Source organism: Simplicispira sp. GW247-4R2A, from assembly GCF_059424465.1.
Map to the genome: position 1 here is coordinate 64,181 of NZ_JBWKZM010000014.1, position 23,565 is coordinate 87,745.

At 65.1% G+C, this 23,565-nt stretch carries 19 protein-coding genes; 4 read left to right on the forward strand and 15 right to left on the reverse strand.

The window, feature by feature from the left end; translation table 11 throughout:
* Position 1: 1 nt before the first annotated feature.
* The 5 genes from AC07ZH_RS11090 to AC07ZH_RS11110 all read right to left on the reverse strand — a co-directional run bounded on the left by AC07ZH_RS11090 (position 2) and on the right by AC07ZH_RS11110 (position 9,371).
* Complete coding sequence (locus AC07ZH_RS11090) at positions 2-253, reverse strand: hypothetical protein (RefSeq protein ID WP_495199776.1); 252 nt, start codon at positions 251-253, stop codon at positions 2-4.
* Between the two features lie 78 nt (positions 254-331).
* Complete coding sequence (locus AC07ZH_RS11095; protein ID WP_495199777.1) at positions 332-700, reverse strand: hypothetical protein; 369 nt, start codon at positions 698-700, stop codon at positions 332-334.
* A gap of 151 nt (positions 701-851) precedes the next feature.
* Positions 852-2,657 carry a sodium:solute symporter family protein gene (locus AC07ZH_RS11100; RefSeq protein ID WP_495199778.1) on the reverse strand — a complete coding sequence of 602 codons (1,806 nt, stop codon included), beginning with the start codon at positions 2,655-2,657 and terminating at the stop codon, positions 852-854.
* A 13-nt stretch (positions 2,658-2,670) separates the two neighbouring features.
* Positions 2,671-2,931, reverse strand: a complete 261-nt coding sequence (locus AC07ZH_RS11105; protein WP_119110332.1) for a DUF4212 domain-containing protein — start codon at positions 2,929-2,931, stop codon at positions 2,671-2,673.
* Positions 2,932-3,278: 347 nt separating this feature from the next.
* Positions 3,279-9,371: an excinuclease ABC subunit UvrA gene (locus AC07ZH_RS11110; protein WP_495199779.1), complete on the reverse strand. Its 6,093-nt coding sequence runs from the start codon at positions 9,369-9,371 to the stop codon at positions 3,279-3,281.
* 219 nt (positions 9,372-9,590) lie between these two features.
* Here AC07ZH_RS11110 and AC07ZH_RS11115 point away from each other — a divergent pair, with 219 nt between their 5' ends.
* The 4 genes from AC07ZH_RS11115 (at position 9,591) to AC07ZH_RS11130 (ending at position 14,324) form a co-directional block, all read left to right on the forward strand.
* The gene (locus AC07ZH_RS11115; RefSeq protein WP_495199780.1) at positions 9,591-10,712 is read left to right on the forward strand and encodes an ABC transporter substrate-binding protein; all 1,122 of its coding nucleotides are present in this window, start codon (positions 9,591-9,593) and stop codon (positions 10,710-10,712) included.
* A 151-nt stretch (positions 10,713-10,863) separates the two neighbouring features.
* On the forward strand, positions 10,864-11,976 hold the full coding sequence (locus AC07ZH_RS11120; RefSeq protein WP_495199781.1) for an ABC transporter substrate-binding protein: 1,113 nt from the start codon (positions 10,864-10,866) through the stop codon (positions 11,974-11,976).
* Positions 11,977-12,282: 306 nt separating this feature from the next.
* The gene (locus AC07ZH_RS11125) at positions 12,283-12,591 is read left to right on the forward strand and encodes a DUF485 domain-containing protein (protein ID WP_119110328.1); all 309 of its coding nucleotides are present in this window, start codon (positions 12,283-12,285) and stop codon (positions 12,589-12,591) included.
* Positions 12,588-14,324, forward strand: coding sequence for a cation acetate symporter (locus AC07ZH_RS11130; RefSeq protein WP_495199782.1), 1,737 nt, complete (start codon positions 12,588-12,590; stop codon positions 14,322-14,324). The genes AC07ZH_RS11125 and AC07ZH_RS11130 overlap by 4 nt, the downstream gene beginning before the upstream one ends.
* 99 nt (positions 14,325-14,423) lie before the next feature.
* Here AC07ZH_RS11130 and AC07ZH_RS11135 read toward each other — a convergent pair whose 3' ends face one another.
* The 10 genes from AC07ZH_RS11135 to AC07ZH_RS11180 all read right to left on the reverse strand — a co-directional run bounded on the left by AC07ZH_RS11135 (position 14,424) and on the right by AC07ZH_RS11180 (position 23,543).
* Positions 14,424-15,068, reverse strand: a complete 645-nt coding sequence (locus tag AC07ZH_RS11135; RefSeq protein WP_495199783.1) for a 2-hydroxychromene-2-carboxylate isomerase — start codon at positions 15,066-15,068, stop codon at positions 14,424-14,426.
* Positions 15,065-15,340: a DUF1289 domain-containing protein gene (locus AC07ZH_RS11140; RefSeq protein ID WP_495199784.1), complete on the reverse strand. Its 276-nt coding sequence runs from the start codon at positions 15,338-15,340 to the stop codon at positions 15,065-15,067. The genes AC07ZH_RS11135 and AC07ZH_RS11140 overlap by 4 nt, the downstream gene beginning before the upstream one ends.
* Positions 15,337-15,843, reverse strand: a complete 507-nt coding sequence (locus AC07ZH_RS11145) for a YbaK/EbsC family protein (RefSeq protein WP_495199785.1) — start codon at positions 15,841-15,843, stop codon at positions 15,337-15,339. Before AC07ZH_RS11145 ends, AC07ZH_RS11140 begins: the two co-directional genes overlap by 4 nt.
* A gap of 5 nt (positions 15,844-15,848) precedes the next feature.
* Positions 15,849-16,757, reverse strand: coding sequence for a hydroxymethylglutaryl-CoA lyase (locus AC07ZH_RS11150; protein WP_495199786.1), 909 nt, complete (start codon positions 16,755-16,757; stop codon positions 15,849-15,851).
* Between the two features lie 32 nt (positions 16,758-16,789).
* Positions 16,790-17,710, reverse strand: a complete 921-nt coding sequence (locus AC07ZH_RS11155) for a 2-hydroxyacid dehydrogenase (protein WP_495199787.1) — start codon at positions 17,708-17,710, stop codon at positions 16,790-16,792.
* Between the two features lie 37 nt (positions 17,711-17,747).
* A complete protein-coding gene (locus AC07ZH_RS11160) occupies positions 17,748-19,766 on the reverse strand; it encodes an acetyl/propionyl/methylcrotonyl-CoA carboxylase subunit alpha (RefSeq protein WP_495199788.1) in 2,019 nt (672 codons plus the stop codon).
* Positions 19,767-19,876: 110 nt separating this feature from the next.
* On the reverse strand, positions 19,877-20,611 hold the full coding sequence (locus tag AC07ZH_RS11165; protein WP_495199789.1) for a DUF4126 domain-containing protein: 735 nt from the start codon (positions 20,609-20,611) through the stop codon (positions 19,877-19,879).
* Positions 20,612-20,620: 9 nt separating this feature from the next.
* The gene (locus AC07ZH_RS11170; protein WP_495199790.1) at positions 20,621-21,412 is read right to left on the reverse strand and encodes an enoyl-CoA hydratase/isomerase family protein; all 792 of its coding nucleotides are present in this window, start codon (positions 21,410-21,412) and stop codon (positions 20,621-20,623) included.
* Positions 21,409-21,921, reverse strand: coding sequence for a DinB family protein (locus AC07ZH_RS11175; protein ID WP_495199791.1), 513 nt, complete (start codon positions 21,919-21,921; stop codon positions 21,409-21,411). Before AC07ZH_RS11175 ends, AC07ZH_RS11170 begins: the two co-directional genes overlap by 4 nt.
* Before the next feature lie 14 nt (positions 21,922-21,935).
* A complete protein-coding gene (locus AC07ZH_RS11180) occupies positions 21,936-23,543 on the reverse strand; it encodes a carboxyl transferase domain-containing protein (RefSeq protein WP_495199792.1) in 1,608 nt (535 codons plus the stop codon).
* Between the last annotated feature and the right edge of the window lie 22 nt (positions 23,544-23,565).

Sequence of the window (23,565 nt, forward strand, 5' to 3'; positions counted from 1 at the left end):
GTCAATCCCGCACCTGCACCTGCGGCAGCTCGGGCTCGGACGCCGCAGGCGTTTCAAGGCCTGGGCGCGACTCCATCCACCAGGCGACGGTGGCAATCATGGCGCCCCAGATCACGAACAGCGCCAGCGGAAACAGCGGTAGGCCCAACACGCTCAGGTCGCTGTCCCACAAACCCAGCAGCGGAAAGTTCAGCAACAGCCAACCTGCGGCAAACAAGGCACCAAGGCGCTGGGAACGCAGCGTGTGGCTCACGGCAATCTCCGTTCAAGGGCGGCAGCGCACGGCAGGCGCACGGCGCCCACCATTGTGGCCCGGCCACTTACCGGTGACTTACTTCCCCGCGCGGCGCTGCGGCTTTGGGCCGCGCTGCATGTGCGCATGGCGCGAGATGGCGAAATCGAGAAAAAACTTGCACCAGATGGTGCTGCCCGCCATGGCCGTCCACGTGTTGTAGTCGAGTTGCCCCAGAGCCACGCCCGCGATCACCACCACCGCCACGCTGCCTGCAACCAGATTGATGGCCATGGCATAGGGGGCATACTTTTCAGCATTGGGGGGTGACTCACCCCCCTTGAGCGCCACCTCCGAAAAATCCCGGCGAAAGGCAATCCGCCAGGCGCGCCGAAACCAGAAGAAGGCAATCGGGAACAAGGCGATATAGAGAATCCAGGTCAAGGCGACACTGACATCAAAAACCATGCGGGACTCCCAGAGCGGAGGGCTGCGGCGCGAGCGCTGCCGTCCTGAATATCCATGAAAAAGGCCCTGCCAGCACCGCTGGCGGGGCCTTGGATTGTGGCTGCCGCCGCGCCACCTCGACGGCATGGCAATCACAGGGTGGCCACCGCTTTTAGTGTGCCCCGCCGACCAGTTTGGAGCCGCGCGGAATGCGCACCGCTTCGACCATGGCCTGGATATGCGCTGGCGGAGGCGCCGTCACCTTGTCCACCAGGAAAGCCACCAGGAAGTTCACCGCAGCGCCAACGGCACCGATGGCTTCCGGCGTGATGCCGAAGAAGCTGTTGGCGCCGCCGATCAGGTCCAGGTACTCGGTGCCCTTGATGAAGAAGATACCCTTGTGGGCAAACACATAGAACAGGGTGAAGAACAAGCCCGCCAACATGCCGGCCATGGCGCCTTCCTTGTTCATCTTCTTACTGAAAATTCCCATCATGATCGCAGGGAACAGCGAACTGGCCGCGATACCAAAAGCCAGCGCCACCGTCCCGGCCGCGAAACCTGGCGGGTTCAGACCGAGGTAGCCGGCAACAACGATGGCCACCGCCATCGAAATCTTGCCCGCCAGCAACTCTTTCTGCTCGCTGATGTCCGGATTGAAGACGCTCTTCACCAGGTCGTGCGACACCGCCGAAGAAATTGCCATCAGCAAACCAGCCGCCGTCGACAGCGCCGCAGCCAGACCGCCCGCAGCCACCAAGCCGATTACCCAGTTGGGCAGCAGTGCGATTTCGGGGTTGGCCAGCACGATGATGTCGGGGTTGACCATCAGCTCGTTGCCCTTCCAGCCAGCAGCAGCCGCCTTGTCGAGCACGCCCTTGTCTTTGGTCTTGTCGTTGTAGTACTGGATGCGGCCATCGCCGTTCTTGTCCGTCCACTTGAGCAAGCCGGTCTTTTCCCAGCGGTTCATCCAGTCAGGCTGCGAGTCGGCCTTGATGCTGGCTTCAGGAGCGAACAAATCGCCGCCTGCTTTCACGGCGGTGTTCACCGTGGCGTGCAGGTTCAGCTTGGCCATGGCACCCACCGCCGGCGCCATGGTGTACAGAATGGCGATGAAGACCAGCGCCCAGCCGGCCGACAGGCGTGCGTCCTTCACCGAAGGCACGGTGAAGAACCGCATGATGACGTGCGGCAGGCCAGCCGTGCCAATCATGAGCGACAGCGTGTACATGAACATATTCAGCGTGCTGCCCGGCACCGAGGTGGTGTACTTGCCAAAGCCCAGGTCGGTCACCACGCTGTCGAGCTTGGCCAGCAGCGTCATATCCGTGCCGCGGTAATCGCCCCCCAGGCCAATCTGCGGCAGGACGTTCCCGGTAAGCGCCAGCGAGATAAAGATCGCCGGCACCGTGAACGCCAGAATCAGCACGATGTACTGTGCCACCTGGGTGTAGGTAATGCCCTTCATGCCGCCAAACACCGCGTAGGCGAACACAATGGCCATGCCCACGTAGATGCCGGTGTCGCTGGAAACGCCAAGGAAACGTGCGAACGCGATACCGACGCCCGTCATCTGTCCAATGATGTAGGTGAGCGAGGCGATCAGCAGGCAGACCACGGCAATGGTGCTGGCGCCCTTGGAATAAAAGCGGTCACCAATAAACTGCGGCACCGTGAACTTGCCGAACTTGCGCAGGTAGGGCGCCAGCAGCATGGCCAGCAGCACGTAGCCGCCCGTCCAGCCCATGAGAAACAGCGCGCCGCCGTAGCCCATGTTGGAGATCAGGCCGGCCATGGAAATGAACGACGCGGCGCTCATCCAGTCGGCGGCCGTGGCCATGCCGTTGGTAATGGGGTGAACGCTGCCGCCCGCGGCGTAGAACTCACTCGTCGAGCCGGCGCGCGCCCAGATGGCGATGCCGATGTAAAGCGCGAAGCTCAGACCGACGAAGATGTAGATGGTGGTTTGGAGATCCATGATCGCTCGGCCCTCACTCTTCTTGCACGTTGAAGCGGCGGTCAATGTCACCCATCTTCTTGGCGTAATAGAAAATCAGCGCGATGAAGATGTAGATGGAGCCCTGCTGGGCAAACCAGAACCCGAGCGGATAGCCCCCCAGATGGATGCTGTTCAGCATGTCTGCGAACAAAATGCCGGCACCGAACGACACAAGAAACCAGAGAATCAATATCTTGAACAACAGGCTTAGCGTGGCCTTCCAGTAGGCCTGACTGCTTCTGTCTTCCTTCATGTAGTCCCCCTCTTTGTAAGTTCAGAAACACAGCGGGTAGCCCGCTGCCCAAGCGCACTCGGCAGGTCCGGTCAGACCGGCGCGCAATGCACTCTTGTGGTGCATCCTTACAGAAAACTGATGAATGGCGCCCATCGGCTGAATCGGCGGCCAAGTCAAGGGAAAACACCAATCTCCGGGCGCTTCGCGCAGCCTTGCAGACATCCTGGAGCCACCCGGATGAAGGAACAGCCTAGAACGCGCTCATGATTCAAGGCGGCGCTGAATACGTCTGCGCGATGCCGCGCGCCCTGGATCGGGATGGGCCGTGCGCGAGGGGCTTGTTCAGCGTTGCCCTGTTCAAAGTCTCAGCGCGCCAGCACCGGCGCCAGCGCCACCCCGGTCGGCGTTCCGGCGCGCACCACGTCCTCCGGCGTGCCGGCCGCCACGATGTGGCCGCCGCCGCTGCCACCCTCGGGGCCCAGGTCCAGCACCCAGTCGGCTTCGGCGATCACGTCCAGGTCGTGCTCGATGACGACCACGCTGTGGCCCGCGCCCACCAGGCGGTGGAGCACGCGAATCAGGCGATCGACATCGGCCATGTGCAGGCCGACCGTGGGCTCGTCGAGCACATACAGCGTGTGCGGTGCCTTTTGACCGCGCCGGCCGATTTCGTCGCGCACCTTGGTCAGCTCGGTGACGAGCTTGATGCGCTGCGCCTCGCCGCCGCTGAGCGTGGGGCTGGGTTGGCCCAGCGTCAGGTAGCCCAGGCCCACGTCCTTGAGCAATTGCAGCGGGTGGCTGATGGAGGGCATGGCGGCGAAAAAGTCCACCGCCTCGTCGACCTCCATGCGCAGCACCTCGCCCACGCTCTTGCCGCGCCAGGTGACGGCCAGCGTCTCGGGGTTGAAGCGCGCGCCGTGGCAGGCTTCGCAGGGTACTTTCACGTCGGGCAGAAAGCTCATCTCGATGGTGCGTACGCCCTGCCCTTCGCACACCGCGCAGCGGCCCGCACCGGTGTTGAAACTGAAGCGCCCGGCCGCGTAGCCCCGTGCTTTGGCTTCGAGTGTTTCGGCGTACAGCTTGCGCACCGTGTCCCAGAAGCCGATGTAGGTGGCGGGACAGGAACGCGGGGTTTTGCCGATCGGCGTCTGGTCCACTTCAAGCACGCGGTCAATGGTCTCGAAGCCCGAGAGGCCGGTGCAGCCCACAAGCGCCGGCGCCTTGCCCGCATCCATGGCATCGCGCCCGGCCTTGGTCGAGCGCTGCTGCACCCAGGCCTGCACGTTGGTCAGCAGCACATCGCGCGCGAGCGTTGATTTGCCCGAGCCGCTGACGCCGGTGATGGCGACGAGGCGGCCCAGCGGCACGTGGGCGGTGACGTTTTGCAGGTTGTGCAACTGCGCGCCGTGCACCGTCAGCCACGTGAGGGGCGCCTCATATTTAGAGTATTTTTGGCCTCCAGCGCTTATCCCATTTGCGCTAACAGCTATCGAAATAGGAACATTCTCCTGCTCTGGCTGGCGCGGCTCCGCCACCCCTCTGCGCGCCTGCAACGGGTGGCGCATGGCGTGCAACAGGTAGCGGCCGGTCTGCGAGCCTTCGGCAGCGGTAAGGTCCTGCACCGTACCCTCTGCCACCAGCGTGCCGCCGCGCTTGCCCGCGCCGGGGCCGATGTCGATGATGTGGTCGGCCGCGCGGATGGTCTCTTCGTCGTGCTCCACCACCACCAGCGTATTGCCGTGGTTGCTGAGCTGGCGCAGCGCACCCAGCAGCATCTGGTTGTCGCGCGCGTGCAGGCCGATGGTGGGCTCGTCGAGCACGTAGCACACCCCCTGCAGGTTGCTGCCGAGCTGCGCCGCCAGGCGAATGCGCTGCGCCTCGCCGCCGCTGAGCGTGGGCGCACCGCGCTCCAGCGTGAGGTAGCCCAGGCCCACTTGCTCAAGAAAGGACAAGCGCCCGGCAATCTCGGGCAGCAGGTCGCGGGCAATGGCGGCTTCACGCGTGCTGAGCGCGAAGGCCGGAGGGGTTTGGGCAAGGGTATCCACCACCGCGTCCAGCCCCTGCACCCAGGCGTGCATGTCCTTCACCGAGCGCTGTGCCAGATCCGTGATCGCCACGCCGGCAAACTGCACGGCGCGCGCGGTGGGGTTCAGGCGCGTGCCGGCGCAGGTCGGGCAGGCCAGGTCTTGCACATCGTCCATGTCGGGCTCGGCAAAGGTCTGCTCGCGGCCCTTCTGGTCGTCGGCCTGCACGGAATCGTCAAAGACCTTGCGCTGTTCCTTGCTGAGCTTGACGCCCGTGCCCACGCAGTCCGGGCACCAGCCGTGCTTGCTGTTGTACGAGAACAGGCGCGGGTCAAGCTCGGGGTACGAAGTGGCGCAGACCGGGCAGGCGCGTTTGGTGGAAATCACCTGCAACTGGCCGATGCCCGCCGTGGGCAGGCCATCGCCCAGTGTTTGCGCGAGGCCGTCCAGACCACTCAGCACATGCACCACACCTTTGCCCAGGTCCAGCGCGCGGGCGAGCTGCTCGCGCAAGAGCGCTTCGTTCTTCGGCGTGACATCCAGGCTCCACACCGGCAGCTCGATGGTGTGCTCCTTGAAGCGGTCCAGCCGCGCGAACGGCGTGACGGGAACGAAGTTGCCATCGACGCGCAGATGCGTGTAGCCACGCGGCCGGGCCCAATCCGCCAGCTCGGTATAGACGCCCTTGCGCGCCACCACCAGCGGCGCCAGCAGGCCGATGTGCTGGCCACGGAACTGGCGCATCAGCTGCGCGGCGATCCGCTCGGGCGTTTGCGGCTGCACCGCCGCGCCGTCGTGGACGCAGTGCTGCGTGCCGAGCTTGACGTACAGCAGGCGCAGGAAGTGCCAGACCTCGGTGGTGGTGCCCACCGTGCTCTTGCGCCCGCCGCGCGAGAGCCGCTGCTCAATGGCCACCGTGGGCGGAATGCCGTAGACGGCATCGACCTCGGGCCGGCCCGCCGGTTGCACGATGCTGCGGGCGTAGGCGTTGAGCGATTCGAGGTAGCGGCGCTGGCCTTCGTTGAACAAAATGTCGAACGCCAGCGTGGACTTGCCCGAGCCGCTGACGCCGGTAATGACGTTGAACCGCCCGCGCGGGATCTCCACCGACAGGCCTTGCAGGTTGTGCTCGTGCGCGTTGACGATTTCTATGCTGTTTTTGGCCGCCAGCGCACGTTGCGCCTGCGCCAGCCGCTTCGGATTCAGGAGCATGGACATCGCATCCGACACGCCGGCACCCGCCCCCAGCGCATCCACGTACTCGCGCAGCGCCGCGCCCGTGTGCGAGCGCGGGTGCTCGCGCACCACGTCCGGTGGGCCCTCTGCCACCAGTTCGCCACCGCCGTCGCCGCCTTCCGGCCCGAGGTCGATGAGCCAATCGCTGGCGCGGATCACATCCAGGTTGTGCTCGATGACGATGAGCGAATGCCCGCCATCGAGCAGGCGCCCAAACGCGCGCATCAGCTTGGCGATGTCGTCAAAGTGCAGGCCGGTGGTCGGCTCGTCAAACAGAAACAGCGTGCCGCGGCGCGCCAGCGGCTGGCGGCTGCTCGACTGGCTCTTCGCGGCACCGGCGAGAAAGCCCGCCAGCTTGAGCCGCTGCGCCTCGCCCCCGCTGAGCGTCGGCACCGGCTGGCCCAGCTTCACGTACTCCAGCCCCACCTCGACAATGGGCGCCAGCGCCCGCAGCACTTCGCGGTCATTGGCAAAGAGTGCCACCGCCTCGCTCACCGTCAGCGCCAGCACGTCCGCCACCGACAGTGAAACCGAATAATTGGGGTCAGACTCCAATTTTTTAACTTGATCAGCATCCGCAGGAAAATTGGAGTCTGACCCCAATTGCTGCGGCTTCTTGCGGGTGATGGTGACTTCGAGGATTTCCGGGCGGTAGCGCTTGCCGTCGCAGTCCGGGCAGCGCAGGTAGACGTCGCTGAGGAACTGCATTTCCACATGCTCGAAGCCCGAGCCGCCGCAGGTCGGGCAGCGGCCGTCGCCGCTGTTGAAGCTGAATTTGCTGGCCGTGTAGCCGCGTTCGCGCGCCAGTGGGGCGGCGGCGAAGAGTTCGCGGATGGCGTCCCAGGCACCGACGTAGCTCACCGGGTTGGAGCGCGCGGTTTTGCCAATGGGCGATTGGTCGACGAACACCACGTCCGAGAGGTGGTCCGCGCCCAGCAGCCGGTCGTGTGCGCCGGGCGTTTCTGTCGCCTTGCCGAAGTGGCGCAGCAGCGCGGGCGCCAGCACGTCTTGAATGAGACTGGATTTGCCCGAGCCGCTGACGCCGGTGACGGTGACCAGCCGTTGCAGCGGGAAATCCACCGTGAGGTTCTTCAGGTTGTGCTCGCGCGCGCCTTCGAGGATGAGGCGCGGCGTGGCCTCGGTGACCTTGCGGGCAAACGGCAGGCCCACGTGCTTGCGCCCGCCCAGGTACTGGCCGGTGAGCGTGTCGGCGCGGCGCAGGGCGTCCGGCGTGCCGTCGAAGACGATGCGCCCGCCGCGCTCGCCCGGGCCGGGGCCGAAGTCGAGCACGCGGTCGGCTGCCAGCATGACGGCCGGGTCGTGCTCCACCACCACCAGCGTATTGCCGGCATCGCGCAAGCGCAGCATGGCCTCGGTGATGCGGTGCATGTCGCGCGGGTGCAGGCCGATGCTGGGCTCGTCGAGCACGAACAGCGTGTTGACCAGCGAGGTACCCAGCGCCGTGGTCAGGTTGATGCGCTGCACCTCGCCGCCCGAAAGCGTGCGGCTTTGCCGGTCGAGCGTGAGGTAGCCGATGCCGACTTCGTCCAGGTATTTGAGGCGCGTGCCGATTTCCTCGTGCAGGAGCTTGAGCGCCTGGGCGTCGCCGCTTTCGCGTGCGGCGCTGGCGGCGGGTACCACCAGCTCATTCGCCTCAATATTTGAGCCAAATGGGCCTATAGCGCTTATTCCACCTGCGCTAGAAGCTATCAAATCTGTAGTATCTTTCGACAGCCGCTCAAAGAAGCTGCGCACCCGGCTGAGCGGCAGCAGCATCAAATCGTGCAGGCACAGCCCCGGCAGCGCTTCGAGCTGCGCGCGGCTCCAGGCCACGCCTTGCGGCATGAAACGCTCGGACCTAAAGCCCCCACGCTCGGCACTGTCGTGTCCTTGCTGCCCCCCAAGGGGGCTGTCGCCGCTTGGGGCGGCCCGGCACGGCGCAGGCGGCAGCACCGCGTCGGCATCCGCCTTGCTGCCGATGCGCCAGAGCAGGCTCTCGGTTTTGAGCCGTGCGCCGGCGCAGGTCGGGCACGGTGTGTAGCTGCGGTACTTGGACAGCAGCACACGGATGTGCATCTTGTAGGCCTTGCTCTCCAGGTACTCGAAGAAGCGGGCAATGCCGTACCACTGCTGGTTCCACTTGCCGTTCCAGTTGGGCGAGCCACCAATCACCCACTGCTGCTGCTCGGGCGTCAGGCGGTTCCAGGCGGTATCGCGCGGAATGCCGGCGGCCTCGGCGTGGCGCATGAGGTCGTCCTGCGCCTCCTTCCAGGCGGGGGTTTGCAGCGTCTTGATGGCGCCGGCACGCAGCGTTTTCTTGGGGTCGGGAATCACCAGCCCATAGTCCACGCCGATCACCCGGCCAAAGCCGCGGCAGGTTTCGCAAGCGCCCGCGGGCGAATTGAACGAGAACATCGACGGAAGCGGTTCGCTGTAGCGCAGGTTGCTGTCGGGGCAATGCAGCCCGGTAGAGAACTGCCAGATCTCGGCCTCGGCGTTCTCCACCAGCCGGTAGACCGCCATGCGGCCGCTGCGCTTGAGCGCCACCTCGATGGCTTCAATGGCACGCGCCTTCTCAACGCTGGCCATGCGAAAGCGGTCTGCCACCACATCCAGCAGTTTGACGCCCGCGACTTCGCGCTCGGCCTGAATCTTGGTGAAACCACTGGCCGACAGCCACTCGGTCACCTGCTCGGCGCTGGTGTTGGCGGGCAGCTCGACGGGAAAGGTCACCACCAACCGGTCCTCGGGACCGCTGCGCGCCAGCAGTTCGGCATAGATGGTTTCAGCCGAATCGTGCCGCACGGGCTGCGCCGTTTCGCGGTCAAACAACTGGCCAGCGCGGGCGAACAACAGTTTCAGGTGGTCGTTCAACTCGGTCATCGTGCCCACGGTCGAGCGCGAGCTGCGCACCGGGTTGGTCTGGTCGATGGCGATTGCGGGGGGCACGCCCTCCACCTTGTCCACCGCCGGTTTGTCCATCCGGTCGAGAAACTGGCGCGCGTAGGCGCTGAAGGTTTCCACGTAGCGCCGTTGTCCTTCGGCGTAGAGCGTGTCGAACACCAGGCTGGACTTGCCCGAGCCGCTGGGGCCAGTGACCACGGTGAGCTCGCCAGTTTTCAGCACCACGTCAAGGTTTTTGAGATTGTGCTGGCGGGCACCAAAAATGCGAATGCTGCCGGTGTCGTCGTGGGTCATGGAAGGAAGCGTGGAGCGTGGGCGAAACATTCTAGGGATGGGCTTCGACCGATGTTGGTGCAGGGTCTTGGCCGCTGCGGAGGTGTGCGTGAACCGCCGGCCATGCCCCGCGCAAGCACCCGCCGCCCTGCGGCCGGATGCCCTGGGATTTCCCTCTCGCTTCGCTGCGGCAGCATGGCAAACTCGTCCCCTGCAAAAAAGCCAATGGAGAACCGACCGATGAGCTTGTATCTGCCACTTCTGCGCCCTGCCATCGCCCTGGGACTTGCGCTTGCAACGTGCTTTCCTGCTGCCGCGCAGATCCTTGTCGGGCAGACCGCGGGGTTCTCAGGCCCGGTCGCCGCTGGCGTCAAGGAGACCACCGATGGCGCCAAGCTGTACATCGATATGGTCAACCAGAAAGGCGGCATCAATGGCCAGCAGGTCAAGCTCATCTCGCTGGACGACAAGTTCGTTCCCGACCTGGCACGCGACAACGCCAAAAAACTGATCGAAGACGACAAGGTGGTGGCCTTGTTCCTCACACGGGGCACCCCCCACACGCAGGCCATGCTGCCCGAAATACAGAAGTACAACGTGCCACTGATCGCGCCGTCCACCGGCGCCATGGTGCTGCACGACCCGGTGATTCCCCAGGTTTTCAACGTGCGGGCCACCTACCAGCGCGAGGCGGAAAAGGCCATTACCTATCTGGCCTCCATAGGTGTCACGCGCATCGCCGTCGTGCATGCCGATGACTCCTTCGGGAAGGATGCCCTCGCCGGAGCGGAAAAGGGATTCGCTGCCGCCAAGCTTCAGCCCGCCATCGTCATTCCCGCCAACCGTGCCAAGCCCGACTTCGCCTCGATCGTGCCGGCACTGGTCAAGTCAAATGCCCAATCCGTGCTCTGGATCGCATCCGGGAAAGCGGTGACGGACGGCGTGGTCGGTTTGCGAAAAACCGGCTCTTCGGCCCAGGTGGTGACGCTGTCCAACAATGCCTCCAGCGGATTCATCGAAGACTTGGGCAGCAACGGCCGGGGCGTGGTGGTGACACAGGTGTTCCCGTACGAACACTCCATCGCCTTCCCGCTGGTGAAAGAGGCGCAGGAATTGGCCAAGGCGGCCCACCTGCCTGAGATCAGTCCCGCGATGCTCGAAGGCTTTGCGGGTGCCAAGGTGCTGGTGGAAGCCCTGCGCCGTGCCGGCCCCAACCCGACGCGCGAAAAGCTTTTGCAGGCGCTGGACGGCCTGCGCTATGACATCGGGGGCCTTGAAGTGCGCTATTCGCCCACCGACCACACCGGGCTGGACTTCGCCGACCTTTCCATCATTGCGGCGGACGGGAAGTTCCGGCGCTGAAGCCGACCGGCCACCACACCGACCCGACAAAACCATGGCCTCGCAACGCCATAGGCCCTGCAAGCAAGCAGACGCGGCGTACAGTCCCTGATTCGCGAGCCTAGCTGGGCGCGCAGAGTGTGCCGGCCCAGCCCAACCACGGGAGCCTTCCATGATCCGCTTGAAAAGTTTCGCAACAGCCCTTCTGGTCGCCACGTGTCTGCAGAGCCTGGCGCATGCGCAATTGCTGGTCGGTCAGACGGTGGGCGTCACCGGCTCGGCCGCGGCCACGGTCAAGGAATCCATGCGCGGTGCGCAGCTCTACATCGACGCTGTGAACGCTCGCGGCGGGGTGAACGGCCAAAAGATCCAAGTCCTGACGCTCGACGACAAATTCGACCCCAAGCTCACGCTGGCCAATGCCCACACCCTGATCGAGGAAAAAGGCGTGCTGGCGTTGTTCATGACCCGGGGCACCCCGCACACGGTCGGCATCATCCCGCTGCTGGACGAATTCGGCGTGCCACTGGTGGGGCCGTCAACCGGCGCCATGGTGCTGCACCAGCCGTTGAAAAAGAACATCTTCAACGTGCGCGCCCCCTACCAGCGTGAAGTGAAAAAGGCCATCGCCTACCTGAGCACGCTGGGCGTGCAGCGCATTGGCGTGGTGCACGTGGACGACACCTTTGGTGCCGATGCGTTGGCAGGCGCGCTTGAAGGGTTTGATGAAAACAAGCTCAAGGCACTGTTCGTTGAGAAATTCGACCGCGCGAAGCCCGATTTCAGCGCACTTGCACCGCGTGTTGCCAAGCAGAACCCGCAGGCCGTGCTGATTTTCGGCACCGGATCTGCCGTGGTGGACGGCATCAAGGCCTTGCGCGCGGCGGGGGTCACCGCGCAAATCATCACGCTCTCGAACAACGCCTCGGGCGGCTTCGTCAAGGCCCTGGGCGAGCAGTCGCGGGGGGTGGTCGTTTCACAGGTTTTCCCTTCGGAGCGCGCCGTCACCTACCCACTGGTGCGTGAAGCCACTGGACTTGCGCAAGAGGCCAAGATCACCCTGACGCCGGCCATGGTCGAGGGGTTCACCAATGCCAAGGTACTGGTCGAAGGCCTGCGCCGCGCCGGCCCCAACCCCACGCGTGCGCGCCTGCACGAGGCGCTGGAATCGTTCAAGAAGTTCGACCTCGGCGGCCTGACACTGAGCTACAGCCCGGACGACCACTCGGGCCTGGACTTTACCGACCTGTCGATCATCGGGCCTGATGGGTACTTTCGGCGCTGAGCATCCGGACCATCTTTACAAAAAATATTTTTTCCACGGCTTTTGGCGCCACCTGACGCCGCGCTGATGCCAGCCTTACGGTAGCTTGCGCCAAGCTGATGCCCCGCTGACAACTCAAGGGGAAACCCTGAGCTTGAATGTCATCAGACGGAATGCTCTGGCGGCAATGCGCACGATTTTCGTGCCGCTGTTTTGCGCCGCTTTTCAGAGCCAAAAATCCGTAAGAACTTGGTCAGGCGGCCTACTGAGAATCCGCCACCCTCCCGAACATTTCGGCACAGGCGTGGAGCAACTCAAGGAGACCCAATGACCGACCCGGTAATAGACAAGATCCAGCGCAATCCCAAATACGCGCTCCTCAAGCACAAACGCAACCGGCTGGGCGTCACGCTCACCATTCTGATGCTGGTCGTTTACTACGGCTACATCGCGTTGATTGCCTTTGACAAATCCTTTCTCGCGCAGCCCATCGGCGCCGGCGTGACCTCGCTGGGCATTCCCATCGGGCTGGCAGTGATCATCTTCACCATTGCCATCACAGGCATCTATGTGCGCCGCGCCAATGGCGAATTCGACGCACTGACCAAAGACATCCTGAAGGACGCCACGAAATGAACGCCCGCTTCACTTCCCGCGCGGCGCTGCTGGCGCTGCTGGCCCTGTCTGCCGCAGGCGCTGCGCAAGCCGCCGGCCCCGACCTGGGTGACGTCGCCAAGCAGGCGACGAACTGGACGGCGATCTCGATGTTCGCCGGCTTTGTGCTGCTCACGCTGTGGATCACCAAGTGGGCCGCGTCCAGGACCAAATCGGCGTCTGACTTCTATACCGCTGGCGGCGGTATCACGGGCTTCCAGAACGGCCTGGCGATTGCCGGCGACTACATGTCGGCCGCGTCGTTCCTGGGTATTTCCGCCGCCGTCATGGCCTCGGGCTACGACGGCCTGATCTACTCGATCGGCTTCCTGGTGGGCTGGCCCATCATCACCTTCCTGATGGCCGAACGCCTGCGCAACCTGGGCAAGTTCACCTTTGCCGACGTGGCCGGCTACCGCTTCCAGCAAGGCCCCATCCGCGCGTTCGCGGCTTCGGGCACACTGATCGTCGTGGCCTTCTACCTGATCGCGCAGATGGTTGGCGCCGGCCAGCTCATCAAGCTGCTGTTTGGCCTGGAGTACTGGATGGCCGTGGTCATCGTCGGCGTGCTGATGATGGTCTACGTGCTGTTTGGCGGCATGACCGCCACCACCTGGGTGCAGATCATCAAGGCCTGTTTGCTGCTGGCGGGCGTGACCTTCATGGCCTACATGGTGCTGGCCCAATACGGCTTCAGCCCCGAAGCGCTGTTCGCCAAGGGCGTGCAAGTACGCGCCGCCATCGCAGCCAACACCGGCAAAACACCTGAAGAGGCTGCGAAGGCAGGCCTGGCCATCATGGGCCCGGGCGGCTTCATCAAGGACCCGATCTCTGCCATCTCGTTCGGTATGGCACTGATGTTCGGCACGGCCGGCCTGCCGCACATCCTGATGCGCTTCTTCACCGTGCCCGATGCCAAGCAGGCGCGCAAGTCGGTGCTGTGGGCAACCACCTGGATTGGCTACTTCTACGTGCTGATCTTCATCATCGGCTTTGGCGCCATCACCCTGGTGCTGACCAACCCTGAAATGGCAGACGTGGCCAAGGGCATCATCCACGGCGGCGCCGGCACGGCCAACATGGCCGCGGTGCTGGTGGCCAAGACGGTGGGCGGTAACGTGTTCTACGGCTTCATCTCGGCTGTGGCATTTGCCACCATCCTGGCCGTGGTGGCCGGCCTGACGCTCTCGGGCGCCTCGGCCGTGTCGCACGACCTGTATGCCACGCTGGTCAAGAAGGGCAAGGCCGACAGCGCCTCTGAACTGCGTGTTTCGCGCATCACCACCGTGTGCCTGGGCATCGTGGCCGTGGTACTGGGCATTGTTTTCGAGAAGCAGAACATTGCCTTCATGGTGTCGCTGGCCTTTGCAGTGGCAGCCTCGGCCAACTTCCCGGTGCTGTTCCTGTCGGTGCTGTGGAAGAACTGCACCACGCGCGGCGCGGTGGTAGGCGGTTTCCTGGGGCTGATCTCGTCGGTGGGCCTGACCATCGTGTCGCCTTCGGTCTGGGAAGCCACACTGGGCCACCCGGCTGGCTCTGCCTGGTTCCCCTACACCTCGCCAGCCCTGTTCTCGATGGCCATCGGCTTCATCGGCATCTGGCTGTTCTCGATCACCGACAAGAGCGCCAACGCCGCCCGCGAGCGCGCCGCCTTCCCGGCGCAGCAAGTGCGTTCAGAAACCGGCCTGGGAGCTTCGGGCGCCTCAGGGCACTGAGCTGCACAAGACATCCCGCGGGCACACCACCCGCAGGCGCGGCCCAGAAACCCGCGCCTTTTTTTACCGGGCCTTGCGCCCGGTTTTTTTATGTCCGGATCAACCGGGCAAACCGCTCACCACCTGGGCCGGCGCCTCCCAGCCAGCGCCAAACCAGGCATCGCCTTCCAACCAGGCGCGCAGCATCGGCAGAGCATCGAGCCCCCAGAAGAGCTTGCCGTCCACGCCAAACGCCGGAACGCCAAACACACCCTGGGCCGCCGCCGCATCGGTATTGGCGCGCAGCAGCGCTTTCACGGCTGCACCTTGCGGCTCCATGTCCGGCTTCAACTGTGGCCCCAGCGCCTGCGCCAGCGCATCGAGCCGGGCCGGGTCGAGTGCGTCGTGGCCACCCACCCACACGTGGCGCAGCACCGTGCCCGCCACAAAGCGGTTGATGCTGCCATCCACCGAGCAGGCCAGCGCCTGGCGCAGCAAAGGCAAGGGGTTGAAGGGATGGCGCGCCGGCATCTGCAGCGGGATGCCCAGCGAGTGGCCGAGCCAGCTCACATGCCGGTAGGTCCAGTCGCGCTTCGGGGGAATGCCTGCCGGCCCCGGGTTGCCTTGCTGTTGCAGCAGCGCGCCCAGCAGCACCGGCCGGTACTCGACGCTGTAGCTCAGGCCTTCCAGTGCTTCAGGCAGGCGCTCGAAGGCCAGCCAGGCGTAGGGAGAAATGAAGTCGAGGTAGAAGGTGATGCGTTTCATGGCTGCTCCGTACTTTGGAGGCTGGCTGGCACGGGGGCGCCAGCCCGCTCAAGCAGCCGCACCCAGATGGCGCGGCGGGTGGCGTCGTCGGCCATGGACCAAGCGCGAATTTCGGCGATGCTGCGAAAACACCCCTCGCACAGGCTGCCGTCGGCCGACATGCGGCACACCGAGACGCAGGGCGACGGCACGACTTCGTCGGAATCCTGGTCAAAATAGCCCGCAGCGCTTAATGTGCTTGCGCGAGCAGCTATTGTCTCGATAGCATTCATGCGCGCTCCGGGGCCTCGGTGACATCGGCCAGTGGCGCGCCCGTCAGGCGCTCAAGATCGTGCGGCGACAGCGCAAACACGGCATGCGGATGGCCCGCTGCCGCCCACAGGGTGTCAAAACGCAGCAGCTCGCGGTCAATCAAGGTGACGCCCGGCTCCGCATGGGCAATGGGCGCCACGCCGCCAATGGAAAAACCAGTGCGCGCCTTGACGAAGGCGGCATCGGCCCGGCCCAGCGCCCCCACCAGCGCTTCGACCTTGGCCGCGTCCACGCGCCGGTCGCCCGAGGTGATGACCAGCACCGCCGCATCGTCCGCCACGCGCCGGAAAATGATGCTCTTGGCGACCTGGCCTACGGCAATGCCCAGCACCTCCGCTGCTTGCTGCGCGGTGCGGCAGGCGTCGTCCAGCATGCGCGGCACATGCGGGTGGCCGGCTGCCTGCAAGGCGCTGGCCACGCGCTGCACGCCACCCGGCAGCGCCTTCGGTTCGTTTCCGCCCATGCGATTCACCCGGCCCGCTTGTTGATCAGCGCCGTGGCCGCGCGGGAGTTGGGCTTGCGGCCCAGAAAGTCGCTGATGAACACGCCCGCATCGATCAATTTGTCCAGATCGATACCTGTCTCAATGCCCATGCCATGCAGCAGGTAGACCACATCTTCCGTGGCCACATTGCCCGTCGCCCCCTTGGCGTAGGGGCAACCGCCCAGACCCGCCACGGAGGACTGGAAGTTCCACACCCCCAGCTCCAGCGCGGCCAGCGTGTTGGCCAGCGCCTGGCCGTAGGTGTCGTGAAAGTGGCCCGAAACCTCGTCGATCGCGTAGTGCGTGAGCGTCGCCTCGATGGCGCGCTGCACCTTGCGCGGCGTGCCCACGCCAATGGTGTCGGCCACGTCCACGCGCTGCACGCCAATGCCCTTGAGCAGCCCCGCCAGGTAGGCCACGCGCTCGGGCGCAATCTCGCCCTCGTAGGGGCAGCCCACGGTGCAGCTCATGGCGCCGCGCACCGCAATGCCTGCAGCGCGGGCAGCCTCAACCACCGGCGCGAAGCGCTCGATGCTTTCGGCGATGCTGCAGTTGATGTTTTTCTGGCTGAAGGCCTCGCTGGCCGAGCCGAAGACGACGATTTCGTCGGGCTGGTCCAGCAATGCTGCTTCAAAGCCTTTGAGATTGGGGGTGAGCACCGAGTAGCGCACGCCCGCCTTCCGCTTGATGCCGCTCATCACCGCGTGGTTGTCGGCCATCTGCGGCACCCATTTGGGCGAGACGTAGCTGGTGACTTCGACCTCTTGCAGGCCCGCCGCTTGCAGGCGATGCACCAACTCGATCTTGACTTCGGCCGGGACGGGCGATTTCTCGTTCTGCAGGCCGTCGCGCGGGCCAACATCGATAAGTTTGACGAGGGAGGGAATAGTCATCACAAAACTCTCAACATAAAAGGTCAGGCGGCTCAATACCCCCGCACAGGGTCCACGATACCGGCAATCGCCTCGCCCCGCTCCAGCGCGACGATCTTGCCCACTATCTGAGCGATGCTCTCATCGCGCAGCGTACGTGCCGATGTGTGGGGCGTGAGCGTGATCCGCGGGTGGCTCCAGAATGGGTGGCCTGCGGGGAGCGGCTCGGTACGGAACACGTCGAGCGCAGCGCCTGCCAAGTGGCCGCTGTCCAGCAAGGCGATCAGATCGGCATCCACCAGATGCGCGCCACGCGCCACGTTGATGACATAGCCACCGGGCTGAAGACGCGACAGGGTCGCACGGTTCAGGATGTTTTCCGTCTCGGGCGTGAGTGGCAGCAGGTTCACCAGCACGCGGCTGGCGGCCAGGAAATCGCTCATGCCTTCGGCTCCACTAAAGGTGCACACACCGTCGATAGCCTTGGGCGAGCGGCTCCAGCCATGGACCGGGAAATCGAACTGCGCCAGCGCCCGGGCCACGCGCTCGCCCAACACGCCCAGCCCCATCACGCCCACCGGAAACTCCTGGCGCAGTCGCGGCTTGCGGAAGGCCCATTGGCCTGCGCGCATCGCCTCCTCATACTGGTCGAATTCGCGGAAATGGCGGATGACGGCATGGCAGACGTATTCGGCCATCTGCACGGCCATGCCCGCATCGTCCAGGCGCACCACCAAGGCCGTCGGCGGCAAGCGCAGCTTGAGCAGCGCATCCACGCCTGCGCCAATATTGAACAAGGCCTTCACCCCGGTCTGCTCGTCAAGAAACCGCTGGGGCGGCGCCCAGACCACGGCGTAGTCGGCAGCCGGTGCGCCGGGCTGCCAGACGCCGATGGCGGCTCCCGGCAGTGCCGCCCCCAGGCCTTCCAGCCAAGGCTCGGCCTTGGTACCGGTGCAGCAGAAGGTGATGTTCATGGCGGCAGACCGTACCGCAACGCCCTTCCCCCGGCTGTCACGCAGCCGTCAGCCTGAGCAGCTCGGCGCCCTCGGCCACCTGGTCGCCCGGCGCATAGAGCAGCTCGGCCACCACGCCGTCGGCAGGCGCGGCAATGGTGTGCTCCATTTTCATGGCTTCCATCACGGCCAGGGCCTGACCCCTGCTCACTTTGTCGCCGGCCTGCACGGCAAACGACACCACCTTGCCCGGCATGGGGGCCGTCAAGCGCCCGCCTTCGTCCTGGGCTTCGCCGGCATGGGCGAGCAGGTCGATGGCCACGATCTGCGTCGCGCCTTGCGGGGTGAAAACGTGGTCCGTTTCGCCCAGTGCGTACACGGTGGCCAGGGTGCGCTGGCCCGCGTACTGCAGGTCGATACCGCGCCCGGCGGGCGCGAACACCAGCAGGCCGGCGACGGCCTCAGCGCCCTCGCCCACGGTCAGGCGCAGCGCGCCATCGTGCAGATAGGCCAGGCTGGCCTTGGCATGTGCGCCGCCAAAATCGAACTCGAAGCGGCGCTCCACCAGGCCATGCGAGCGCCAGCCGTCGCGGCGGCTGAACGGGTCTGCGCCCTCGCTGGCGCGTTCGCGCAGCAGGGTTTGCGCCACGGCGGCAGCGGCGGCCAGGGGCAGGCCCACGCGCTCCTGCTTGAACAGCACGGCTTCCTCGCGCGGGATCAGGGCGGTGTCCAGGTTGGCTTGGGCAAACGAGTCGGTGCTGGCCACCCGGCGCAGGAACTGCACGTTGGTGGCCAGGCCGACGATGTGGGTCTGCGCCAGCGCTTCGTCAAGCCGCGCCAGCGCCTGCGCGCGCGTGTCGCCATGCACGATGAGCTTGGCCACCATGGAGTCGTAGAAGGGGCTGATGGCATCGCCCTGCCGCACGCCGGAATCAACCCGTACCGCGCCTCTTTCAAACGTTACGCACTGGGGCAGGCCGTACACATGGAGCGCGCCCGTGGCGGGCAGGAAGTTGTTGTCGGGGTTCTCGGCGCAGATGCGCGCCTCGATGGCGTGGCCGGTGATCTTGAGCTCGTCCTGCATGCACGGCAGCGCCTCGCCCGAGGCCACGCGCAGTTGCCACTCCACCAGATCCTGGCCGGTGATGGCTTCAGTCACCGGGTGCTCCACCTGCAGGCGCGTGTTCATCTCCATGAAGAAGAACTTCATCTGCTCGGGGTGCGCGTAGCCGCCGGGCTGCTCGACGATGAATTCCACCGTGCCCGCGCCCACGTAGTTCACTGCGCGCGCTGCCGCCACCGCGGCCTCGCCCATGCGTGCGCGGAGCTCGGGCGTCATGCCGGGCGCGGGGGCTTCCTCCAGCACCTTCTGGTGGCGCCGCTGCACCGAGCAATCGCGCTCGAACAGGTACACGTAGTTGCCCAGCGTGTCGCCAAACACCTGGATTTCGATGTGGCGCGGGCGCTGCACGTATTTTTCGATCAGCACCGCGTCGTCGCCAAAGCTGTTGATGGCTTCGCGCTTGCACGATGCCAGCGCGGCGGCAAAGTCCTCGGACTTGTCCACGGCGCGCATGCCTTTGCCGCCGCCGCCCGCACTGGCCTTGATGAGCACGGGGTAGCCAATGCGGTCGGCCTCGCGCTGCAGCAAGCCGGGGTCTTGGTCGGCGCCGTGGTAGCCGGGCACCAGCGGCACACCGGCCTTTTCCATCAACTGCTTGGATTCGGCCTTGAGGCCCATGGCCTTGATGGCGGACGCCGGCGGGCCGATGAAGACCAGGCCGGCCTTGGTGCAGGCCTGGGCGAACTCTTCGTTCTCGGAGAGGAAACCGTACCCGGGGTGAATGGCCTGCGCGCCCGTGGCCTCGGCTGCCTCGATGATGCGCTCCCAGCGCAGGTAGCTGTCCTTGGGCGCGCTGCCGCCGATGTGCACCGCTTCGTCGCAGACCGCCACATGCTTGGCATTGGCATCGGCGTCCGAATAGACGGCGACGGTTTTCACGCCCATGCGCTTGGCGGTTGCCGCCACCCGGCAGGCGATTTCACCGCGATTTGCAATCAGTATTTTTTTAAACATGGTCGTTCTCCGCGGTGCAATCGCCTGCGCACGCTGCGCGTGCCACGCAATTTGGCTTCGCCGCTGCGCCGCTTTGCGGCTGGTCACCGCGATTGGCAATCAGAATTTTCTTAAACATTCGGGTTCTCCACGACCGGCTGCGAGCCGCCAAAAAAGGATGAAAGGCGCCGTAAGACGGCGCGCAGGAACTTGAACAGCACCATCAGCAACAGCACCGACAGCACCACCATGGCCACCAACGCGAAGCCGAAGGCCACCGGGTGCTGGGTAGAGAGCCAGACCACGCCGACGACCAACCCGTCTTCAAACAACGAAACAAGACCATTAGAAAAAGGCTCCGGCGACGTATTGACGGCGGCGCGTGTGGTCATCTTGGTGGCCATGGACGTGGCAGCGAGCGATCCTCCCAGCAGGCCGGCGATGACACCCATCGTGGTGTTGTCGGCGCCGAACACTCCAGCGGCCAAAAGCGCGCCGCCGGGCACGCGGATGACGGTGTGGATGGCATCCCAGGTGCTATCAATCCATGGCACCTTGTCGGCAAAAAATTCGACCAGCATCAGGCAGCCCGCTACCGCCAGCACCAACGGGTTCTCCAGTACGTGCAGCCCCGTCGGCAGAGCCAGGGCGCCAATCGCACCCATCAGGCCGACAATGAAAACCACGGCGTAGAGGCGAAAACCACTGGCCCAGCCGAGCGCGGCCGCCAATGCCAGAAGACTCGGCATATCGAGTTTTTGCGTGGCCTGCGCCATGCCGCCCGCCACCACACGCGCGGTGCCGGCGTCCACGTGCAGGCCCACGGTGTGCAGCCACTGAACGATGTGCAGCCAGAGGACGTCCATGTCAGCTCTTTATGTGCCTGGTCCAGCAAGCCATGACGGTTTGCGCTTTTGCAGGAAGGACTGCACGCCCTCTTTGCCCTCGGCGCTGGCGCGAATATCGGCAATACCTTCGACCGTAACGGCGATGAGCTGAGCGTCGATCTGCTGCTGCGCGACGTCGATCACCAGACGTTTGCAGGCGCACACGGCGTTCGGGCTGGCGCTGGTGAGCGCCTTGAGCAGTTCGCCCACCTTGGCATCGAGCTGATCGGCCGCCACCACCTCGTGCACAAAACCGATGCGCAGCGCCTCCGCTGCGCCAAAGCGCTCTGCCGTCAGAAAGTAGCGGTGCGCGGCGCGCGCGCCCATGGCGCGGACCACGTAGGGGCTGATGGTGGCGGGGATCAGGCCAAGCTTGACTTCGCTCAGGCAAAAGCCTGCGCTGTCCACGCAGACGGCCATGTCGCACGCCGCCACCAGGCCCATGCCACCGGCATACACATCGCCCTGCACGCGGGCGACGGTCGGCTTGGGGCACTCGTAGATGACACGCAGCATTTCGGCCAGCTTGGCGGCGTCGGCCAGGTTTTCTTCGCGCGTGTAGTCGGCCATGCGCCGCATCCAGTTCAGATTGGCGCCGGCGCAAAACGCCGGGCCCTCGGCGGCCAGCACCACGGCGCGCACCTCGGCGCGGCGGCCCACCTCGGTGAAGGCAGCGGTGATGTCGGCAATCACTTCGTCGCTGAAGGCGTTGCGCACCTCGGGCTGGGTGAGCGTGATGCGGGCAACAGCGCCCTCGTAGGTGGTCTGCAGGTGGCTCATGGTGCGGTGGCTTCGGTTTGCAGGAAATAAACCAGATCAAGTTCCGGGCAAGGCTGGCCCAACGCGGTCAGCGCCGCGGTGATCTGGCCGCGGTGGTGCGTGCCGTGGTTGAACACGTGCGCCAGCGTGGCGGCAAAGGGCAACGATGCGGGCGTGCCACGCATGGTGGTGTAGTCCAGCGTGCCGGCAAAGCGTTGCTCGGGCCAACTGGCAATCAGCGGCGCCCAGCAGGTGGCGCCCGCCTGCAGGCGCTCCGCCAGCGCCACGCGACCGGGCTCGACCTCGGCGTCCAGCGCCACCTTGGGCGAGATACCTTCGGCAAAGCGGCGGAACCACAGCAGATGCTCACCCACCAGCAGGTGGTTGAGCGTGCCGTGGATGCTTTTGAAGAACAGCCCGACGTCGCGCCGGTAGGCGCCATCCGAAACAGCCGCCACCGACTCCAATAGACGCGCCGTGGCCCACACGTTATAGCGTGCGAGCGTCTGAAAGTGGGCGAGAGGATGCATGGCGACGCGTCGGCTCACATGCGGAACAAACCGAACTTCGTGTCTTCAATCGGTGCGTTGCGCGCAGCCGCCAGCCCCAGCGCCAGCACGCGGCGCGTGTCGGCCGGGTCGATCACGCCGTCGTCCCACAGGCGCGCCGTGGCGTAGTAGGGGTGGCCCTGGTCTTCGTACTGGCGGCGGATGGGGGCTTTGAAGGCTTCTTCTTCCTCGATGCTCCACTGGCCGCCCTTGAGCTCGATGCCGTCGCGCTTGACCGTTGCCAGCACGCCAGCGGCCTGGTCGCCGCCCATGACGCTGATGCGCGCGTTGGGCCACATCCACAAAAAGCGCGGCGAGAAGGCGCGGCCGCACATGCCGTAGTTGCCGGCGCCAAAGCTGCCGCCAATGATGATGGTGAATTTGGGCACGCTGGCCGTCGCCACGGCCGTGACCATCTTGGCGCCGTTGCGGGCGATGCCTTCGTTCTCGTACTTGCGGCCCACCATGAAGCCGGTGATGTTCTGCAAAAACACCAGCGGCACCTTGCGCTGGCAGCACAGCTCGATGAAGTGCGTGGCCTTGAGGGCGGACTCGGAAAACAAAATGCCGTTGTTGGCGATGATGCCGACCTGCATGCCCTCGATGCGCGCGAAACCCGTGACCACCGTGGTGCCGTAGCGCGCCTTGAATTCATCGAACTCGCTGCCGTCGACGATGCGGGCGATGATTTCGCGCACATCAAAGGGCTTGCGGGTGTCCACCGGAATCACGCCGTAGAGCTCTTTTGCTTCAAAAAGAGGAGCTACTGGCGCAGTGTCAGCAAGCGCTTGAGCCTTGTTTTTATTCAAATTCTTGACCGCCATGCGCGCCAGCTTGAGCGCGTGCAGGTCGTTCTGCGCCAGGTGGTCGGCCACGCCCGACAGGCGCGTGTGCACGTCGCCACCGCCCAGGTCTTCGGCCGTGACGACCTCGCCCGTGGCCGCCTTCACCAGCGGCGGGCCGCCCAGGAAGATGGTGCCCTGGTTCTTGACGATGATGGATTCATCGCTCATGGCCGGCACGTAGGCGCCGCCCGCCGTGCAAGACCCCATGACCACGGCGATCTGCGCGATGCCCTGCGCGCTCATGGTCGCCTGGTTGAAGAAGATGCGCCCGAAGTGGTCGCGGTCGGGGAAGACGTCGTCCTGGTTGGGCAGGTTGGCGCCGCCGGAATCCACAAGGTAAATACAGGGCAGATGGTTCTGCTGCGCGATCTCCTGCGCGCGCAGGTGCTTCTTGACGGTCAGCGGGTAGTAGGTGCCGCCCTTCACCGTGGCGTCGTTGCAGACCACCATGCAGTCGACCCCGCTGACGCGCCCGATGCCGGCAATCAGGCCCGCGCCGGGGGCTGCGTTGCCGTACATGTTGAGCGCGGCGAGTGGTGCGACCTCAAGAAACGGCGTACCGGGGTCCAGCAGCATCTGCACACGGTCACGCGGCAGCAGTTTGCCGCGCGCCAGGTGCTTGGCGCGGGCTGCCTCGCCGCCGCCTTCAAAAACCTTGGCGATCTGCGCGGCCAGGTCGTCCACCAGCGCACGCATGGCAGTGGCGTTGGTCTGGAAGTCGGCCGAGCGGGCGTTGAGTTGGGTGTTGAGTTTGGGCATGGGAATCCGGTGTAGGGGGTGG

Coding starts and splice junctions, on each gene's coding strand:
- AC07ZH_RS11175 (WP_495199791.1), bottom strand. CDS start 21,921: ATGCATCCTCTCGCCCACTTTCAGACGCTCGCACGCTATAACGTGTGG.
- AC07ZH_RS11135 (WP_495199783.1), bottom strand. CDS start 15,068: ATGAAACGCATCACCTTCTACCTCGACTTCATTTCTCCCTACGCCTGG.
- AC07ZH_RS11170 (WP_495199790.1), bottom strand. CDS start 21,412: ATGAGCCACCTGCAGACCACCTACGAGGGCGCTGTTGCCCGCATCACG.
- AC07ZH_RS11150 (WP_495199786.1), bottom strand. CDS start 16,757: ATGACTATTCCCTCCCTCGTCAAACTTATCGATGTTGGCCCGCGCGAC.
- AC07ZH_RS11105 (WP_119110332.1), bottom strand. CDS start 2,931: ATGAAGGAAGACAGAAGCAGTCAGGCCTACTGGAAGGCCACGCTAAGC.
- AC07ZH_RS11165 (WP_495199789.1), bottom strand. CDS start 20,611: ATGGACGTCCTCTGGCTGCACATCGTTCAGTGGCTGCACACCGTGGGC.
- AC07ZH_RS11145 (WP_495199785.1), bottom strand. CDS start 15,843: ATGGGCGGAAACGAACCGAAGGCGCTGCCGGGTGGCGTGCAGCGCGTG.
- AC07ZH_RS11100 (WP_495199778.1), bottom strand. CDS start 2,657: ATGGATCTCCAAACCACCATCTACATCTTCGTCGGTCTGAGCTTCGCG.
- AC07ZH_RS11095 (WP_495199777.1), bottom strand. CDS start 700: ATGGTTTTTGATGTCAGTGTCGCCTTGACCTGGATTCTCTATATCGCC.
- AC07ZH_RS11155 (WP_495199787.1), bottom strand. CDS start 17,710: ATGAACATCACCTTCTGCTGCACCGGTACCAAGGCCGAGCCTTGGCTG.
- AC07ZH_RS11120 (WP_495199781.1), top strand. CDS start 10,864: ATGATCCGCTTGAAAAGTTTCGCAACAGCCCTTCTGGTCGCCACGTGT.
- AC07ZH_RS11110 (WP_495199779.1), bottom strand. CDS start 9,371: ATGACCCACGACGACACCGGCAGCATTCGCATTTTTGGTGCCCGCCAG.
- AC07ZH_RS11160 (WP_495199788.1), bottom strand. CDS start 19,766: ATGTTTAAAAAAATACTGATTGCAAATCGCGGTGAAATCGCCTGCCGG.
- AC07ZH_RS11180 (WP_495199792.1), bottom strand. CDS start 23,543: ATGCCCAAACTCAACACCCAACTCAACGCCCGCTCGGCCGACTTCCAG.
- AC07ZH_RS11140 (WP_495199784.1), bottom strand. CDS start 15,340: ATGAATGCTATCGAGACAATAGCTGCTCGCGCAAGCACATTAAGCGCT.
- AC07ZH_RS11125 (WP_119110328.1), top strand. CDS start 12,283: ATGACCGACCCGGTAATAGACAAGATCCAGCGCAATCCCAAATACGCG.
- AC07ZH_RS11130 (WP_495199782.1), top strand. CDS start 12,588: ATGAACGCCCGCTTCACTTCCCGCGCGGCGCTGCTGGCGCTGCTGGCC.
- AC07ZH_RS11115 (WP_495199780.1), top strand. CDS start 9,591: ATGAGCTTGTATCTGCCACTTCTGCGCCCTGCCATCGCCCTGGGACTT.